This window comes from Trebonia kvetii, from assembly GCF_007827045.1.
Classification (GTDB): domain Bacteria; phylum Actinomycetota; class Actinomycetes; order Streptosporangiales; family Streptosporangiaceae; genus Trebonia; species Trebonia kvetii.
Map to the genome: position 1 here is coordinate 1,689,313 of NZ_RPFW01000001.1, position 16,538 is coordinate 1,705,850.

Here is a 16,538-nt window from a genome sequence, read left to right on the forward strand (position 1 = left end):
GGGCTCAGCCGGACGGCTTGCGGTGCAGGATGAGCACCGCGACATCGTCCCTGGCGGGGGCGTGTCCCACCAGGTCGCGCATGACCGCGGCGCAGGTGTCATCCGCGAGGGAGACGGGCCGGCCGGCCCGGCTGTCCCGCGTCTCGAGCTGCCGGCGCATCGTGTCCGCCAGGAGGCCGATACCCTCGTCGATCGCCCGGTCGCGGCGCTCCACGAGACCATCGGTGTAGCAGCAGAGCAGGCCGCCCGGCGGGATCGTCAGCACGGCGGACTGGCGTGGCGGGTCATCGGCGGTGCCGATCGGCGGGTCGGGGCGGACGGGCAGCGCGCAGGCGGAAAGCTCGGCGGGCAGCGCGATGACCGGCGGCGGATGACCGGCGGACGAGATCCGCAGTTCCCCAGATGCCGGGTCGTACAACCCGTAAAGCACGGTGGCCATCGCGTCGGCCTCGAAATACTGGATCTTCCTGTCTAGCAGGCGCAGCGCGACCGCGGGGTCGGCGGTCTCCAGGACGTAGGCGCGCAGTGCGCTGCGCATCCTGCCCATGATGACCGCCGCCTGCAACCCGGAACCCGCGACGTCGCCGACGACGATGCCGAGCTTGCCGTCGGGCAGCTTGAACACGTCATACCAGTCGCCGCCGACGTTGCCGGTGCCTGTCACGTACCTGGCGGCGAGCTCGTGACCAGGCAACTCAGGCAGCGCCGCGGGATGCAGGCTCCGGTGCAGTGCCACGGCGGCCAGCTGGTCGTCCTGCGCCATCAGGGAACGCAGCGCGAGCGCCGCCCGGTCCGCCGCGAGCTGCAGCAGTTCGGTGTCCTCCTGCGTGAACCGCCGTCCGCTCAGCGAGCCGACGTGCAGCACGCCGATGACCCGGCCGGCGGCGAACAGCGGCACGCCGAGCAGCGACTTGATACCCCGCTCGGCAAGCAGCGGGTTGCTGACGGTACTCGCGTTCAGCTCGGTCAGGATGACCGGCTCGCGGGACGCCGCGATCCGGCCGGCGAACCCCGCGCCGAGCGGCACCCGGACGCCCTGGACGACCTCTTCCTCGAGGCCGCTCGCGGCCGTCGCGACCAGCTGCCTGGCCGAACGGTCGAGCAGCAGGACCGCGGCGGTGTCCACCTGAAGGGTCTTCTTCACGCGATCGAGCAGCGTGTCGAGCAGCGCCTGCTCGTCAAGCCGGGACAGTGCCGCGTCGGTAACGGCCTCGATGTCCCGCAGCCTGTCGGCGGCTGTGGTCCGCGCGTCTTCGGGCGGGCCTGATGTGTACACCATCGCTTGCAGTTACCCAGCACCCGACGGGTGAAACGGCACGGCGAAGTGCCCGGAATATCCCGTCATTTGATGCCACACTTTCCCCGGCGGGCATGCGGTTCATGCGCGCCGCGAGGAGGCGTGGGTGAGCGGCGAATTCAGCGCAGAGCAGTATGCCGTGATGGCGCGGCTGGTTCCGGGCAGCCAGCTGGCCGGGTACGTGATCGAGGAACAGGTCGGGGCCGGCGGGATGGCCGTGGTCTTCCGCGCGCGTGACGCGGTGCTCGGGCGGCTGGCCGCGCTGAAGGTCCTGTCCCCGGCTCTCGCGGCCGACCAGGAGTTCCGTGCCAGGTTCCTGCGCGAGTCACAGGCGGTGGCCTCGGTCGAGGAACCGCACATCATCCCGGTATACGGAGCCGGCGAGGTGGACGGTGTGCTGTACATCGCCACGAAGTTTGTCTCCGGGGGTGACCTGGCCGACCTGCTGCAGCGGGAGGGCGGGGTGCTTGAGCAAGAACGGGCGGCGATGTTCATCGGCCAGGTCGCCTCGGCGCTTGACGCGGCGCACGCGGCGGGACTTGTGCACAGGGACGTTAAGCCGGGCAACATCCTGGTGGACGTGGTGCCCGGTCGCGGCGAGCACGCCTACCTGTCGGACTTCGGGCTGAGCAAGCGTGCGATGGCGGTCTCCGGGCTCACCGCCACGGGAACGTTCCTCGGTACTCCCGACTACTGCGCCCCCGAGCAGATCAGGGGCCTGCCCGTGGACGGCCGCGGCGACGAGTACTCCCTGGCTTGCATGGCGTTCGCGCTGCTCAGCGGCCACTTGCCGTTCCGTAGGCAGGAGACCATGGCGACGCTATTCGCGCACCTGAACGACCCGGTGCCGCCGCTGTCGCAGTACCGCGGCGGCCTGCCGCCCGGCATGGACGCGGTACTCGCCCGCGGGCTCGCGAAGGAGCCAGGCGACCGGTACGTACGGTGCGGCGAGTTCGCCGCCGCATTGCTGGAGGTAGTCGCCGGCGCCGGTCACGCGTCCGCCGACGGCACGCGCGTCGACAGGCCAGCCCCGCAGACCCGCCGGGAGTACACCCCGCCACCGTCGGCGCAGCCATCATCGGCACAGGCACCGTCCTCGCGACCGCCGCATGTACCGGAAACCGCGGTGTCGCGACCGCCGCACGTACTGGACACGCCGGCATCAGCGTTCCCCGCAGCGGCCGCCGCGCGTCCAGTCTCGCGCCCCGCACCGCCACCGCCCGCCGCTGGCCAGGGTGGCAAGCTGCCCGTGGTCAGCCGCTCGGCGGTCATTGCCGGGCTCGCCGCGGCGGCGGCGCTCGCGATCATCATCCTGCTACACGTGCTCGGGATCGGCGGGTACTGACCCCGTCGTGCTCCTCCTGGGCTCTGGCCATCCACAGGACCCCGTCGAAGAGCAGGTCTTCCGCGTTCGACGGCGTGAGGCGGCTGTGTGCCAGCCCCGGCCGAAGGTTGAAAGCTCATCGCGCGGCTGATCGCCGCGCGATGAGCTTTCCGAGTTCCCACAGCGCGAGTAGCGCGATGGCGGGCAGCAGGGCCCAGCCGAACTGGCGCAGGTTCAGCGGCACCGTGCCGAGCAGGCGATTGAACACGTCCATCTGGGTGACGAGCACAGCGAGGATGAACTCGCCGAGCATCACCCAGTTCAGCTGCCTGCTGTCGAAGGTGTCCGTCGTGAGGACGGTGCCGGTTTCGTGCCGGCACTCGACCGCGGCCACGATCAGGCAGAGCGCGAACGAGGTGAACGCGATGGACTGGCCGACCGCGACGCTGCCGAACCGGTGCTGGCCGACCGCGATCATCGACAGCAGGCCGATGGTGATGGCGAGCCCGGCGAGGCCGACGGTGACCATGACGCTCCGGGTCAGCACCGACTCGCCGCGCGGTCGCGGCCGTCGCAGCATGAGCCCCGGGCTCTCGTTGTCGAAGCCGAGCGCGAAGCCGAACGGCGCGTTGACGAAGAAGTGAATCCACAGCACCTGGGCCGGCGTGAACGGCTCGCCTGCCGCGATGTTGAACAGGGTCGCACCGAGGAACGTCAGCACGAATACCACGAGGAGCACGAGGACGAACCTGATGTACTTGGTCAGGTTGTCGTAGATCTTGCGGCCCTGTTCGACGGCGAAGACGATGGTGGCGAAGTTGTCGTCGGACAGGATCATCCGCCCGGCATTCTTGGCCACCTCGGTGCCGCTGCCCATGGCGATGCCGATGTCGGCCGCCTTGATCGCGGGCGCGTCGTTGACGCCGTCCCCGGTCATGGCCACCACGTGGCCCTTCTGCTTCAGCGTGTTGGCCAGCAGCACCTTGTGCTCGGGCGCCACCCGCCCCACGACGCCGATGTCGTCGATGCGCTCCAGCCGCTCCGCCTCCGACATCGCGGCGAAGTCGGCGCCGAGGATGGCCTCGCCCTCGATGCCGAGCTGCTTGGCGATCGCCGCGCCGGTGAGCATGTCGTCGCCGGTCACCATCCGGACCCGGATGTGCGCCGCCTGGGCGCTCGCCACCGCGTCCTTCGACTCCTCGCGCGGCGGGTCGACCATCGCGACAAGGCTGGTGATCGTCACGTCGGTGACGAGGGCGAGCAGGTCGCCCTTCGGGTCGAACTCGGCAGGGTCGAGGTCGCGGATCGCGGCCGACATCACCCGGCGGCCCTCGCTCTCCATCCGCTCCATCGCCGCCGTCGCCCGCTCGCTCAGCGCCGCGTCCCACGGGACGAGGGTGCCCGCGGAAAGCGCCGAGGCCGCCCGCGCCATCACCGCGGGAGCTGCGCCCTTGATGAAGCAGCGCACCACCGGACGTCCCGTCGCGTCCTTCGCGGTGTTGAACGTGGCCATCAGCTTGTACGACGGGTCGAACGGCAGGGTGGCGAGCCTGGGCAGCTCCGCACGGGTCGCGTCGATGTCGAGGCCGGCCTTGGCGCCGAGTACGAGCAGCGCGCCCTCGGTCGGGTCGCCGACCACGTGCCCGTCCACCAGCTTCGCGTCGCTCGCGACCAGGTAGGGAAGGATCGCGTCCTCGATCGTCGCCGTGCTGCCCGCGGCGTGCATGACCGTGCCCTCCAGGCCGTAGCCGGTGCCGGAGATCGTGTACCGGTCGGTGGGGTCGAGCACCTCCACGGCGGTCATCTGGTTCATGGTCAGGGTGCCAGTCTTGTCGGAGTTGATCGCCGAGGTGAACCCGAGCGTCTCCACCGAGGGAAGATCCTTCACGATGGCGTTGCGCTTGGCCAGGTCCGTCCCCCCGACGGACAGGATGACCTGGGCCACCGTCGGCAGGGCCTCGGGTATGGCCGCGATCGCCAGCGAGACCGCGGCGGTGAACAGGTGGTCCCAGGCCTGGCCGCGCGCGCGGCCGAGCGCGAACATGACGATCATCGTCAAGCCGGCCGCGGCGGCGATCCACAGGGTGAGCCTGTTGAGCTCCCTGGTGAGCGGCGATTCCTCCCTGGCTGTCGCGGACAGCAGTCCGGAGATCCTCCCCACCTCGGTGCCCGCACCGACGGCGGTGACGAGCAGGAGTCCGCTGCCGTGCGTGACCGGCGTGTTCATGAAGGCCATGTTGGTTTGATCGCCGGGCGCAAGCCCGTCGTCGTGCAGGGTGATCACGTTCTTGGCGGCCGGCGTGCTCTCCCCGGTCAGCGCGGCCTCGTCGATCGTCAGCGCGCTCGCCTCGATGATCCGCCCGTCGGCGGGAACCTCGTCACCGGCGGAGAGCAGCACGACATCGCCGACGACCACGTCCGTGGCGGGAATTTGCGACTCGGTACCGTCTCGCCGCACCCGCGCGGTCGCCTTCATCATCGACTTGAGCGCGTTCATCGCGCTCTCCGCCTTGCCCTCCTGACGCAGGCCGACCACCGCGTTGAGCACGGTCAGCGCGATCAGCACGATCCCTGTGCTCCACTCCTTGATCGCGAACGACACCACGGCGGCCACGATCAGGATGATCTGCATGTAGGTGCGGTACTGGGCGAGGAAGCGCTGCCAGCCGGGCACCGGCTTCTCCTCGGGCAGCGCGTTGGGGCCGTTCGCGGCGAGCAGTTCGGCCGTGCGCGCGGCGGACAGCCCCACCGCGGGATCGACGCCAATGGCGGCGAGCGCCTCATCCGCGGTGCGCGTGTACCAGGGCTGGACCACCGCTTCCGGCGGGCCCGCGGGCCTGGACTGGACTGCCATCCGGATGCCTCCGATCGTTAGCCGGTTGCTGGAGTCTCGCCGCTGGCCTCAGTGCCCGGCCTGCAGACTGGGAGCGGCGGTATGCGACCGTTTCCACACGAAGTCGGGAGCCACACCGGCTCGGTGGCCATGTCAGCCGCCAGCCACGGCGGCAGGGGACGCGACCACGCTGGTGCCCGCCGTCCCGCTGACGATCTCCGCGATGTCGTCGAGCGCGCCGATCGCGGCCCGCTTGCCCGTCCTCGTCGCGAACCGTGCCGCGGCCTCGACCTTCGGGCCCATGGACCCGGCGGGGAACTCGTGCCCGGCCAGTTCCTCCACGGTCACCCGGGAGAGGCGGCGCTGGCCCGGGGTGCCCCAGTCGAGATAGACGCCGTCCACATCGGTCGCCATCACGAACAGGTCGGCGCCCACGTCCTCGGCGAGCAGTTCGCTGGCGAAGTCCTTGTCGATTACCGCCTCGACGCCGAGCAGCTCACCTGAGCCCGCGGTCGGCAGCACCGTGGGAATGCCACCGCCGCCGGCGCAGATGACCACCGCGCCGCGCTCGAGCAGCCAGGTGACCGGCTGGATCTCCAGGATCTGCACCGGCCGCGGCGAAGGCACCACCCGCCGCCAGGAGGCCCCGTCCTGGCGGAAGCTCCATCCCTTGGCGGCGGCGAGCGTGTCGGCCGCCGCCTTCTCGTACTCCGGGCCGACGAACTTCGTCGGGTTGCCGAATGCCGGGTCTGCCGGGTCGACCGCGACCATGGTGAGCAGGGTCACCACTGGGCTGCCCGGCGGCAGCATGGCACGCAGTTCCTGCTGGATGAGGTAGCCGATCATGCCCTGGGTGCCGGCGTCGAGCACGTCAAGCGGGTAGGGCTCGGCGCCGTCGTACGCCTCGGCCTGCAGCGAGAGCAGGCCCACTTGCGGACCGTTGCCGTGCACCACCACGACGTCGTGCTCCGCGGCGAGCGGCGCGATCGCATGCGCCGCGATCCTGACGTTCCGCCGTTGCACCTCTGTCGTTATCGGGTCGCTGCGACGCAGCAGCGCGTTGCCGCCAAGGGCGAGCACGATGCGCATACCAGCCTCCTCCCGCGCGGTGACGGCCAACCCTCACCAGGACCTCATTACTGATCTTTTGCCTGGCCGTCGCGTGTGGGCGTCATCTCCCCGGGGTGATCTTTCGCTGCGGAGGACACACCTGCTACCGGAACGAGGGAACCGGCTCCGGCTCTGTCAGGCCCGCGAGCGTTCAACGGCCGCGAAGTCCTCCAGGCAGTTGTGGACCGTCATCAGGAGCATCGGCACCGCGAGATTCCACTCGTCGGAGGGCCGCACGCGCTCCTGCAGCTCCCTGGCGGCGTGCGCCTCGTCGATGGCAAGCTCGAGCTGCCCGGTCATGGCATGCTGGAAGGCGCGGATCGCGGTGAACCGGGCCGCGAGCCTGGGATCGGCCTGATCGGGCGGCTGAACCCGCTCCAGCACGTCTAGGTACTGGCCGGCCCGCCCAGTGTCCCCCAAGAGCAGCAGGTCAGCGGCCACCGCGAGCAGCCGGTCCGGCGCCTCGGCGAGTTGCGCGCTGCCAACCTTGGCAAGGTCGAGCGGCCCTGGCATAACCGGATCGGCCACGAAGTGCTCCTACGGAGTGCCCGAGGCGGAGGACAGGGTGCGCGCCTACCGGATGTGGGCCACCAACGCGGCCAAGCGGGTGTTCGTCGGCTCGGACCGGATGCGCTCGTTCCTCGCGGTGATCACCGGGTTCCTCTCGCTGCCTATGCACAACTTCCTCCGCTCCAAGCCGGCCTGGAGGGTGTTCAACGAGGGCCAGAACAAGGAGCTCACCGACGCCTTCTACATCGTGGCCGCCCCCGCCTACGTGCAGCGGATCCACAACGTCAACCTCGGACTGTCCTTCCAGCGCGAATAGCGGAAGACCCAGCGGGGCCGCACTCGACGCAGAGTGCGGCCTCGTTGCCTGCACGCTGCTGAGCGTCTGGTTCGCTACGCGGGACGGACCGGGCGGCCGAGATAGGCGATGAGGCGCTCGCCGGAACTGGACCGTGCGGGCGCCTGGACGGGCGCGGAGAACAGCGGCTCCCTGCCGAGGCGCGGGACAAGCAGGCCGACCTGTGTCAGCAGGTAGGCGGCCAGGTCCTCGGGAAGCGGGAGGCGCTGGCCGCACGCCTGAGAGATGTCCCATGCATGCACGGCGATCTCCAGCACGCCAACCGTCCGCAGGCAGTCAATCGGCAGCGGGTAGCCTTCGACGCTGACCAGGCAGCCGCTGTCCGCCTGAGCCGAGGCGTCGAGCAGCTCGGCGGCGCGACGCCGGAAGGCACCGACCAGGTCCGCAGCGGAACGGGCAGGATCCGGCGGCGCGGCGGCTGGCGGCTCGGCGATCCGCTGAGCGGTGAGGCCCTCAAGCAGGACCGCGAGCGAGTCGTCGCCGTGTTCCAGGAGCATGCGAAGGTTCCACGCACGGCACGGTGTCGGGCTCGACAGCAGTCGCGCGCTGACAGCGCTAAGCACGACGTCGGCATATTCGACAGCCTCGCTGAGGCGGCGATGCTCCCGGCCAGGCCAGCGCACGGCATCGGGCACGGTCACTGGCCGGTCACCAGGTTCGCGCCAGCGGCGGGCAGTTCGGCGGGGAGGCCGAACGCGGCGAACAGGCCGGGATCGAGGAAGGCGACAATGCCTTCCACGCGCGATCCGCGCAGGGTGAGGACCTGGACGCAGTAGGCGCGTCGGGCGCCGTCCTGCGCCCGACGGTAGATGGCGAGCGCGGGCTGGCCGTTTGCGACGGCCGGAACCGCGGTGAATACGCCAGGAGCGGTGAGCACTTCGGTGCCGAGGAAAAGGCCAACGTTGTCCTGGCCGCGGAACCAGTCGGTCATCGGCGGCATCTCGAGGGTGGCGTCCTCATGCAGCAACTCGATGAGGGCCGCGACGTCGGCGTTCTCGATGGCAGCCGCGTACCGGCCGATAAGCGCCCGGTCCGCCTGGCCGGGCGGCTCGCTGATCTCGTCCGCCTCGGGAGCCTCCCGCTTGAGCTGGTCCCTGGCCCGCTGCAGCGCGCTGTTGACCGCGGTCACGCTGACGCCGAGCAACTCGGCGACCTCGGCGGACCGCCAGCCGAGCACATCGCGCAGGATCAGCACCGTTCGCTGCCTGACGGGCAGCCGCTGCAACGCGGCGATCATCGCGAGCCGCAGGCCAGAGCGCGCAGCCGTGACCGCCGCGGGATCGGCCGACTCCGGCCGCAGCAGCGCGTCGGGGAACGGCTCGAGCCAGGTCACCTCCGGCGCCGGCGGCCCGATGGGCCCCGTCGGGTCGTCGTTCGGCGCGCCTAGTCCCGATGGCAGCGGGCGCCGCTGCCGCTGCTCCATCGCCCGTAGGCAGGCGTTGGTCGCGATCCGGTACAGCCAGGTGCGCAGCGAGGAACGGCCCTCGAAGCTGCCATAGCTGCGCCAGGCGCGCAGCAGCGTCTCCTGCACCTGATCCTCGGCGTCCTGAACGGAGCCGAGCATCCGGTAGCAGTGGACGAGCAGCTCCGACCGGAACTGATCGGTCAGCAGCGCGAACTCCTCACTGTCCGGGCCGGCTCCATTGCCCGGATCGGCTTGCGTCGTCGTCTGCATATGCCACTCCGTTTTGCGTCGTCCTCGAGGAAAAGGCGGGCGGTCCTGCCCCCGTCTGTACAGATCCCCGCGGAGGGCAGAACTCACCGGTCATTGGCGCCAGAACCGGCTAGTCGGCCATTCCCACGGGGCTATTGGTGCTCGCATCGCTGGCGTATGGTGCGGAGGAAGACGTGCGCCGCAGCCTTCACTGGTGTCCTGACAGGCATCAGGTGCTGCATCCGCAAACGAGAGATGGAGCAGACCGTGACTGAGCGGACAAAGTTCATCCTTGATGAGTCGCAGATACCGGCCCAGTGGTACAACGTCATCCCCGACCTGCCCGCGCCGCCACCGCCGCCGCTGCACCCGGGTACGCTCCAGCCGGTCGGGCCTGACGACCTCGCGCCGCTGTTCCCGATGGAGCTGATCGGCCAGGAGGTCACCGCCGATCCGTATGTCGACATTCCCGGCGAGGTCATCGACGTCTACAAGCTGTGGCGGCCGACGCCGCTGTTCCGGGCCCGCCGGCTGGAGAAGCTGCTCAACACGCCCGCCCGGATCTACTACAAGTACGAGGGCGTCTCCCCCGCCGGGTCGCACAAGCCGAACACCGCTGTCCCGCAGGCCTACTACAACTCGGTTGAGGGCACCAAGCGGCTCACCACGGAGACAGGAGCGGGACAGTGGGGCAGCGCGCTGGCGTTCGCGACGGCACAGTACGGGCTTGACTGCGAGATCTGGATGGTCCGCGCCTCCTACGACCAGAAGCCCTACCGCCGCACGATGATGCAGACCTGGGGCGCGACCGTGCACCCGTCACCGTCGCGGGCCACCCAGGCGGGACTGTCCGTCCTTGCCGCCGACCCGGACTCGCCCGGATCGCTCGGCATCGCGATCTCGGAGGCGGTCGAGGCCGCGGCCGGGTCCGCGGAGACGCGCTACGCACTCGGTTCTGTGCTGAACCACGTGCTCATGCACCAGACCGTGATCGGCCAGGAGGCCGTGGCGCAGTTCGGGATGGCCGGCGAGACCGGTCCTGACCTGATCGTAGGGTGTACCGGCGGCGGGTCGAACTTCGCCGGGCTGTTCTTCCCGTTCCTGCGGGAAAAGCTGGCGGGGCGGATAAACCCGGTGATCCGGGCCGTCGAGCCGTCCGCATGCCCGTCGTTCACCCGCGGTATCTACGCCTACGACTTCGGCGACACGGCGGGATTCACGCCGCTGCTGAAGATGCACACGCTCGGGCACCAGTTCATCCCCGACCCAGTGCACGCGGGCGGGCTGCGCTACCACGGCATGTCGCCGCTGCTGTCCCACATGTACGAACTCGGGCTGTTCGAGGCGGTCGCCAAGCCGCAGCGGGAGTGCTTCGCCGCCGCGATCACGTTCGCGCGGGCAGAGGGCATCATCCCGGCGCCCGAGCCGTCGCACGCGATCGCCGCAGTGGTGGAGGAGGCGAAGAGGTGCGCGGAGAGCGGTGAGGAGAAGGTCATCCTGACCGCGCTGTGCGGTCACGGGCATTTCGACATGGTCGCCTACGAGCGGTACCTGTCGGGCGAGATGACCGACTTCGACCTGCCGCAGGAGCGGATCGACGCGGCGCTGGCGAACCTGCCGGCGGTTTAGGCCGCTCGCCGCACGCCTGTAGGCGCGATCCGCTACAGCCAGCCTGAGTTGGCTGCCACGCGGATGGCGCCTACCCGGTGCCTGCGTCGGTCAGGAACTGCGGGTCAACAGGTGACGTCTACGGTTACCGGGGTGTTGGCTATGTCGGCGTTCCTGTTGGAGATTGGGACGCGCACCGCCGAGGGCAACGTGCTCCACAGCCTCGGCTCGCGCTGCTCGGCGAGGCCTGGGCCCGGTAGTCAGGCACTCGCATCACCTGCCGGGGCCAGGTGGCCGGCCCAGTGGGCCGGGTGATCGGGGAAACGTCAGATGGTGATGATGCCCTTGCCGGTGGCATGGCCGGCCGCGATTTGCCTGATGGCCTCGGCGGCGTCGGCGAGAGCGTAGGTGCGGTCGATGACAGGCGTGATCGCGCCGGACTCGGCGAGCTGCGCAAGGGCCTGGTAGTCGGTGGCGCTCTCCCTGGCGATAAAGGCTCGCAGCCGCTGGCCGGTGAACAAGGAGAGGAACGGAGCGCGCAGTTGACGGCCCATGCCCGCGATGACGGGGCGGTCGTAGCGGTCACCGCCGGTCAGGACGAGAACGCCGCGCGGCGCCAGGGCGCGGCGGAGCGCGGACAGCGGGCGGCTGCCGGATATGTCGATGATCACGTCGTAGCGGTTGCCGTCGCCGTCGATCTCCTGCCGGGTGTAGTCGATCACGCTGTCGGCTCCGACCGACCGCACCAGGTCCGCCTTCGCCGGGCCGCAGACGCCGGTCACGCTCGCGCCGCGCGCCGTTGCGAGCTGCACGGCGAATGTCCCGACGCCGCCTCCCGCGCCGGTAATCAGGACGCGCTGTCCGGACTGCACCTTCGCCTGGTCCCGCACGGCCTGGAGCGCGGTGAGCGCGGAGACGGGCAGCGCGGCCGCCTGCTCGAAGGTCACGGTCGCCGGCTTGGCCGCCAGCCGGTCCTCCCTGGCCACCGCGTACTCCGCGAACGATCCGGTCCTGCAGGTGCCGAATACCTCGTCGCCCGGCTGGAACCGGGTAGCGCCCGGGCCTGCCGCGATGACCACCCCGGATAGGGCCAGGCCGCGCACGGACACCTTCGGCCGCCGGAAGCCGAACCCGATCACCCGCATCAGATAGGGGACGCCGGTCATCATGTGCCACACGCCGGGATCGGCGCTCGCGGCGCGGACCTGGACGAGGACCTCACCGTCGCCGGGCGACGGCCGGCCGATTTCACGGAGCTTGAGGACGTCGGCGGAGCCGTACACGTCCTGGACGATCGCTTTCATTGAGAGTCCTCCTCGGAGGTGTCGGGGTAATGGAAGACGTCATCGAGCGGCACCTTGAACACGCGGGCGATAAGGAAGGCCATCTCAAGCGACGGCGAATACCGGCCCTGCTCGATGGCGATGATGGTCTGCCTGGTCACGCCGATGCGGTCGGCGAGCTCGGCCTGCGTCATCTCACCGCTGGCGAACCGCAGGGCCCGGAGGGAGTTCGTGACCCTTGTCGGCTTCACCACTGCGGGACGCCCGTCCGGTAGGCGATGACCTTGGTGACGGAACCCAGGATCGCCGAGAGGAAAAAGCACAGGTAGATCACGTTGGCGATCCAGAACCGGTCCCATCCGGCGATCGCCATGAGCATCGCCGCGACCGCGCCGATCACCACGAAGGACGAACCGACGCGGTCGCCGAGCGTGCCGATCTGCCGGTCGCGCTCATCGCTGAGGCGGGAGTCACCGCGGTTCACGACCCCCAGTGCCGTCTCGGCCACGACCGAGGCGCCGATAGCCGCGCCGACCGTCCACAGCAGCGCGGCGGCGTACGGGACCCGGACCAGCGGATGGCCGCCGGCCCGGCTGAGGATCACCGCCGCATAGACGCCGTACGCGGCCGCCGATACCACCAGCATGATCCACGCGCGCTTTTCCTGGTGGGTCACGGCCCCTCCCGATGTCTAAAATTCTTTACATGCAAGAGCGTAAGCCTTGTTTGACATGATGTCAAAAATATCTGACATCGACGACCGTGCTTGACCTCAACCGCAGTTGAGGTTCTACTCTCGGCCTGGTGAGCACAGACGTGACCAGGACCGCAACGACAGCAGACAGCCGGGCGGACGGGATATGGGCGCCCTCGCGCCGCGCGCTCACGGTCGGTCTCGTGCTCGCGGTCACCTTCGTGGCGTTCGAGGCACTCGCCGTCGCCACCATCTTGCCGCTGGTCGGCCGCCACCTGGGCGACCTGCGCCTGTACGGATGGGTGTTCAGCGCGTTCCTGCTGGCGAGCCTAGTCGGGATCGTGGTGGCCGGGACACTGGCAGACCGCGTGTCCCTGGGCCGGCCGATGCTCTACGGGCTCGGCCTGTTCGCTCTCGGCCTGGTCATAGGCGGGACCGCGCCGGACATGGCGGTTCTCGTGGCGGGCAGGGCAGTGCAGGGCCTTGGCGCGGGAGTCGTACCCGCGGTCGCCTACGTCGCGATCTCCCGGTGCTACCCGGACGGTGCGCGACCGCGCATGTTCGCCGTGCTGTCCACCGCGTGGGTGGTGCCCGGCCTGGTCGGGCCGGCTATCGCCGCCCTGGTGGCCACCGCGGTTGGCTGGCGCTGGGTGTTCCTTGGCCTGATCCCGCTGGTGGTCGCGGCAGGAGCGCTTGTCGTGCTTGCCCTGCGGAACGTCCCGCCGCCCGCGAATCCTGACCCGGCCACGGTGCCGTACCTGGCCGTGCTTGGCGTAGTCGCCGGCGCCGGCACGGCGCTCGCCTCGCTCAACTCCGGCGTCCTGCCCGTGGTCGTCGGCGGCGGCATCGCAGGCGGAGTCCTGCTCGCTGCCTCGCTGCGCCGGCTGACGCCGCCCAGATACCTGACCGCGCGGCCTGGGCTGACCGTCACGATCCTCAGCAGGGCGCTGCTCACGTGCTGCTTCTTCGCGGGTGACGCCTATGTCCCGTATGCGATCGTTACCGTCCGCCATGCCCCGACGGTGCTGGCCGCCATCGCGCTCACCGCGTCGACCCTCACCTGGACGGCGGGATCGTGGGTGCAGGCCAGGTGCATCGCCCGCTACGGTCCGCGCCGCCTGGTCCGCATCGGCGAGTGCCTGGTCGCCGTTGGCGTCGCCCTGATGTGCGCCGTGCTGCTGCCATCCGTGCCTCCCGCACTGGCGATCGTCGCGTGGACAGTGGCAGGCGGAGGAATCGGCACCGCCTACTCCCCGCTGTCGCTGACCACGCTCGATCGCGCGGCACCGGGCGAGGAGGGCCGGGCGACCTCGGCTCTGCAGCTTTGCGACGTGCTCGGTCAGGCCGTCGGCATCGGAGTGGCGGGAGCGATCGTGGCCGCGTCAAGCACCGGGACCGGCCATGGCACCGCGGTGGCACTGGCGTTCTCGTTCGCCATCGCGGTTGCCGTCACCGCGGTCATCGCGGGAACGCGGCTCCCCGGCAGGCTCACCTCGCCGCGCTCGGCGGACGAAGCCGCTGACACCTAGAAGTCCTGTCGAAGACGCAACTGCCGGGAGCCGGGCGGGACCTCGGATTCTCCTGCCCGTCAACTGTCATCGCTGAGGCGGGTGCGGGGACCGCGGACGGTGAACAGCAGCAGGCCGGCCGCGAGGACCAGGGACGTGGCGATCCAGGCGCCGCGGTCGGCCGGCAGCCGGACGGCCCAGGCCCACGGGGCCCGCCAGGATTCGAGCAGCGCGTACTGGCAGAACATCATGTAGCCGAGCGGCAGCGTCCAGGCCAGCAGACCGCCGGTGACCAGCGAGCACGCCAGCCCGAGGCCGGTGAACCCGATCACGTTCCTTGCCAGCACGAGCACGCCCGCGTTCAGGCTCTGCCCGGTCGCGCCCAGCTGCAAGGCGAGGATCGCGATGCCCGTCAGCGCGAGCGCGGCGAACAGCCGCAGGAACGGCAGCCACCACCCGGCCGCCCGTTCCTGCTCGCCGAACGGGCTGTGCGCGGTCACCGCGATCACCGCCGCCGCGCCCGCCTCGATGATCATCGGGACCTGCTGCGCGTACGGCCCTGAGTCGAACGTCCAGTTCCAGCGCAGCGCCGCGTGCAGCACCGCGCCGCAAACGGCAAGCGCGACGACGCCGGCCGGTACGCGGCGGGTACGCAGGTGCAGCCAGGTCAGCCGGATGCCTCCCGGGAGCCGCCGCGCCGTCCCGGCCGGGGCGGCCGGCGGCTTCAGCACCGGCGCGGCGGTCACGGGAGCTGCGCCAGGGTGACGGTGCCGGCCCGCAGGGCGGCCAGGTGGGTAGCGAGCCAGGCGTGCCGCGCGCTGGCGGACAGCGCGCCGAACCGCTGCGCCGCGACCTGGATGTCGGCCAGCGTCGCCTCGCTCAGCTTCCCGTTCGACGCCGTGTGGCCGGCTGACGCGCCGAGCGGCGGCGAGCCGACCCCGGCAAGCAGCACGTCCTCCACCGCCTGCTGCGCCGCGTCAAGCTGGGCGGGACCGTTACTCCTGGCGCTTGACGGTCCCGGAGGGGCCGGCGCCTCGAGGAACGCGTCGAGCAGCCCCTCCTGGAATCCCTCCTGCCAGCCCTGCGGGTCGAAGCCGAAGAACAGCCCGAAGTAGGCGCCCACATGATCGGCGGTGTACACGAACACCGGCGGGTTGCCGGAGATGCCGCTCAGCACCTCCTGCCCGCTGACCTGGCTCGCCGCCTCGCGAGCGGCGACCGGCGCCCCGGGCAGGCCGGCGATCTCGGCGGCCACCGGGTCGAGCTCCGCGGCGACCTGGTGCAGGTAGAAGCCGAAGGCCGGGTGCACGCATACCTGGAACCCGGACCCGGACGTGCAGTCAGGGGTAGCGGCGACCGGCTGGTCGGTGGCCGCCGAGTGCACCGCGGGGATCTCCCACCCGCCGGTCACCGCTTCCGGTCGCGCCGTCCCCGCCAGCGAGAACGCGACCGCGGACACCGCCACGCCGCCGGCGATGAGCACGGCCGCGACCGCGCGGACCAGCCAGCCGTCACCGCGGGCGAGCACGGCGCGCAGCGCCGCGCTGCCGCCGCCCGCCGCCAGGTCGCGCAGCCCCTGCGCCAGGCCGAGCACGCCGAACAGCGCGACCGCGATTCCGGCCATGAACATGACCTGCACCATCGAGACATCCGGGGCGACCTGGTAGTAGGTCCCCAAGTCGGGCGGCGGCGCACCAGTGTCAGGGGAAAGCAGCGCGTACGTGCCAGACGTCTCCGACATGCCCAGTACCTGGCGGAAGCCGACCTGGAAGAGCAGGAACACGGCGATGGCCGCAAGCGGCGCGGTGAACCGCCCGGGAAAGAACACCCCGGCGGCGAAACCGAGCACGGTCACCACGGTCACGCAGGCGACGCCGACAAAGACCGGCCATAGCGGCGGGCCGCCCCAGGTCGCCTGCAGGGCGGTCTGCACGTAGATCACCGCGACCCCGGCGAGGAACGCGAGCAGCACCCAGCACAGCGTTCCCGCCAGTGCGATGGACTGCCGCGCCCACGCCGCGCGCGGCGTGGTGCCGACCAGATCCACGGTCTTCCTGCGGCCCTCCCGCGACCCCGCCCAGGCGGCGAGCCCGGCCGCGAACACGCCGAACGCCCACGGCATGTGGTCGTAGATGACGGAGGCCCGCACCGACCACACGGGTGGTGACCCCTCGGCCGTGCGCAGCGCGTCGTAGTAGAACACCGCCACGAGCAGCGGCAGCACCCACGGCACCGCGCTCCGCTTGAACTCGAGCCGCAGCGCCCGGACTGGCCCGGGCAGCACCAGCCAGGATGGGGCCAGCCGGGACGGTGCCGACCGCGAAGGGGGCACACTCAGCACGCTCATGAGGACACCTCGCTG

At 70.6% G+C, this 16,538-nt stretch carries 15 protein-coding genes; 4 read left to right on the plus strand and 11 right to left on the minus strand.

Going from position 1 to position 16,538, the window contains the following annotated elements; all coding sequences use genetic code 11:
- Positions 1–4 precede the first annotated feature (4 nt).
- Positions 5–1,279: a PP2C family protein-serine/threonine phosphatase gene (locus tag EAS64_RS07670; protein ID WP_145851927.1), complete on the minus strand. Its 1,275-nt coding sequence runs from the start codon at positions 1,277–1,279 to the stop codon at positions 5–7.
- Between the two features lie 124 nt (positions 1,280–1,403).
- On the opposite strand from EAS64_RS07670, the gene EAS64_RS07675 reads away from it, so the two are divergent.
- The gene (locus tag EAS64_RS07675; RefSeq protein ID WP_222849067.1) at positions 1,404–2,642 is read left to right on the plus strand and encodes a serine/threonine-protein kinase; all 1,239 of its coding nucleotides are present in this window, start codon (positions 1,404–1,406) and stop codon (positions 2,640–2,642) included.
- A gap of 115 nt (positions 2,643–2,757) precedes the next feature.
- Here the strand turns inward: EAS64_RS07675 and EAS64_RS07685 are convergent, their stop codons facing one another.
- The 3 genes from EAS64_RS07685 to EAS64_RS07695 form a co-directional block, all read right to left on the minus strand.
- The gene (locus EAS64_RS07685; RefSeq protein WP_145851928.1) at positions 2,758–5,475 is read right to left on the minus strand and encodes a cation-translocating P-type ATPase; all 2,718 of its coding nucleotides are present in this window, start codon (positions 5,473–5,475) and stop codon (positions 2,758–2,760) included.
- Between the two features lie 132 nt (positions 5,476–5,607).
- Positions 5,608–6,543 carry a carbamate kinase gene (gene arcC / locus EAS64_RS07690; protein WP_145851929.1) on the minus strand — a complete coding sequence of 312 codons (936 nt, stop codon included), beginning with the start codon at positions 6,541–6,543 and terminating at the stop codon, positions 5,608–5,610.
- Positions 6,544–6,699: 156 nt separating this feature from the next.
- Positions 6,700–7,092 (minus strand): hypothetical protein, encoded by a 393-nt coding sequence (locus EAS64_RS07695; RefSeq protein WP_145851930.1) that lies wholly within the window; start codon positions 7,090–7,092, stop codon positions 6,700–6,702.
- Between the two features lie 16 nt (positions 7,093–7,108).
- Here EAS64_RS07695 and EAS64_RS07700 point away from each other — a divergent pair, with 16 nt between their 5' ends.
- The gene (locus EAS64_RS07700) at positions 7,109–7,390 is read left to right on the plus strand and encodes a hypothetical protein (RefSeq protein WP_145851931.1); all 282 of its coding nucleotides are present in this window, start codon (positions 7,109–7,111) and stop codon (positions 7,388–7,390) included.
- A 74-nt stretch (positions 7,391–7,464) separates the two neighbouring features.
- On the opposite strand, the gene EAS64_RS07705 is transcribed toward EAS64_RS07700, so the two are convergent.
- Together EAS64_RS07705 and EAS64_RS07710 are read right to left on the minus strand one after the other, a co-directional pair.
- Positions 7,465–8,070, minus strand: coding sequence for a TIGR03086 family metal-binding protein (locus tag EAS64_RS07705; protein WP_187365750.1), 606 nt, complete (start codon positions 8,068–8,070; stop codon positions 7,465–7,467).
- On the minus strand, positions 8,067–9,104 hold the full coding sequence (locus EAS64_RS07710) for a sigma-70 family RNA polymerase sigma factor (RefSeq protein WP_145851933.1): 1,038 nt from the start codon (positions 9,102–9,104) through the stop codon (positions 8,067–8,069). The genes EAS64_RS07705 and EAS64_RS07710 overlap by 4 nt, the downstream gene beginning before the upstream one ends.
- 246 nt (positions 9,105–9,350) lie before the next feature.
- Between EAS64_RS07710 and EAS64_RS07715 the strand changes: the two genes are divergently transcribed.
- Positions 9,351–10,712, plus strand: a complete 1,362-nt coding sequence (locus EAS64_RS07715) for a TrpB-like pyridoxal phosphate-dependent enzyme (RefSeq protein ID WP_145851934.1) — start codon at positions 9,351–9,353, stop codon at positions 10,710–10,712.
- Positions 10,713–11,017: 305 nt separating this feature from the next.
- Here EAS64_RS07715 and EAS64_RS07720 read toward each other — a convergent pair whose 3' ends face one another.
- The 3 genes from EAS64_RS07720 to EAS64_RS07730 are packed head-to-tail and all read right to left on the minus strand — an operon-like array spanning position 11,018 to position 12,650.
- On the minus strand, positions 11,018–11,995 hold the full coding sequence (locus EAS64_RS07720) for an NAD(P)-dependent alcohol dehydrogenase (RefSeq protein ID WP_145851935.1): 978 nt from the start codon (positions 11,993–11,995) through the stop codon (positions 11,018–11,020).
- The gene (locus tag EAS64_RS07725) at positions 11,992–12,228 is read right to left on the minus strand and encodes a helix-turn-helix transcriptional regulator (RefSeq protein WP_145851936.1); all 237 of its coding nucleotides are present in this window, start codon (positions 12,226–12,228) and stop codon (positions 11,992–11,994) included. The genes EAS64_RS07720 and EAS64_RS07725 overlap by 4 nt, the downstream gene beginning before the upstream one ends.
- Positions 12,222–12,650, minus strand: a complete 429-nt coding sequence (locus tag EAS64_RS07730; protein ID WP_145851937.1) for a hypothetical protein — start codon at positions 12,648–12,650, stop codon at positions 12,222–12,224. The genes EAS64_RS07725 and EAS64_RS07730 overlap by 7 nt, the downstream gene beginning before the upstream one ends.
- Before the next feature lie 128 nt (positions 12,651–12,778).
- On the opposite strand from EAS64_RS07730, the gene EAS64_RS07735 reads away from it, so the two are divergent.
- On the plus strand, positions 12,779–14,197 hold the full coding sequence (locus tag EAS64_RS07735; protein WP_187365751.1) for an MFS transporter: 1,419 nt from the start codon (positions 12,779–12,781) through the stop codon (positions 14,195–14,197).
- A 59-nt stretch (positions 14,198–14,256) separates the two neighbouring features.
- Here EAS64_RS07735 and EAS64_RS07740 read toward each other — a convergent pair whose 3' ends face one another.
- On the minus strand, positions 14,257–14,922 hold the full coding sequence (locus EAS64_RS07740; RefSeq protein ID WP_145851939.1) for a hypothetical protein: 666 nt from the start codon (positions 14,920–14,922) through the stop codon (positions 14,257–14,259).
- Entirely contained in the window at positions 14,919–16,523 is a 1,605-nt protein-coding gene (locus EAS64_RS07745; protein WP_145851940.1) for a hypothetical protein, read from the minus strand. The genes EAS64_RS07740 and EAS64_RS07745 overlap by 4 nt, the downstream gene beginning before the upstream one ends.
- Between the last annotated feature and the right edge of the window lie 15 nt (positions 16,524–16,538).

Coding starts and splice junctions, on each gene's coding strand:
- EAS64_RS07670 (WP_145851927.1), bottom strand. CDS start 1,279: ATGGTGTACACATCAGGCCCGCCCGAAGACGCGCGGACCACAGCCGCC.
- EAS64_RS07685 (WP_145851928.1), bottom strand. CDS start 5,475: ATGGCAGTCCAGTCCAGGCCCGCGGGCCCGCCGGAAGCGGTGGTCCAG.
- arcC (WP_145851929.1), bottom strand. CDS start 6,543: ATGCGCATCGTGCTCGCCCTTGGCGGCAACGCGCTGCTGCGTCGCAGC.
- EAS64_RS07710 (WP_145851933.1), bottom strand. CDS start 9,104: ATGCAGACGACGACGCAAGCCGATCCGGGCAATGGAGCCGGCCCGGAC.
- EAS64_RS07720 (WP_145851935.1), bottom strand. CDS start 11,995: ATGAAAGCGATCGTCCAGGACGTGTACGGCTCCGCCGACGTCCTCAAG.
- EAS64_RS07745 (WP_145851940.1), bottom strand. CDS start 16,523: ATGAGCGTGCTGAGTGTGCCCCCTTCGCGGTCGGCACCGTCCCGGCTG.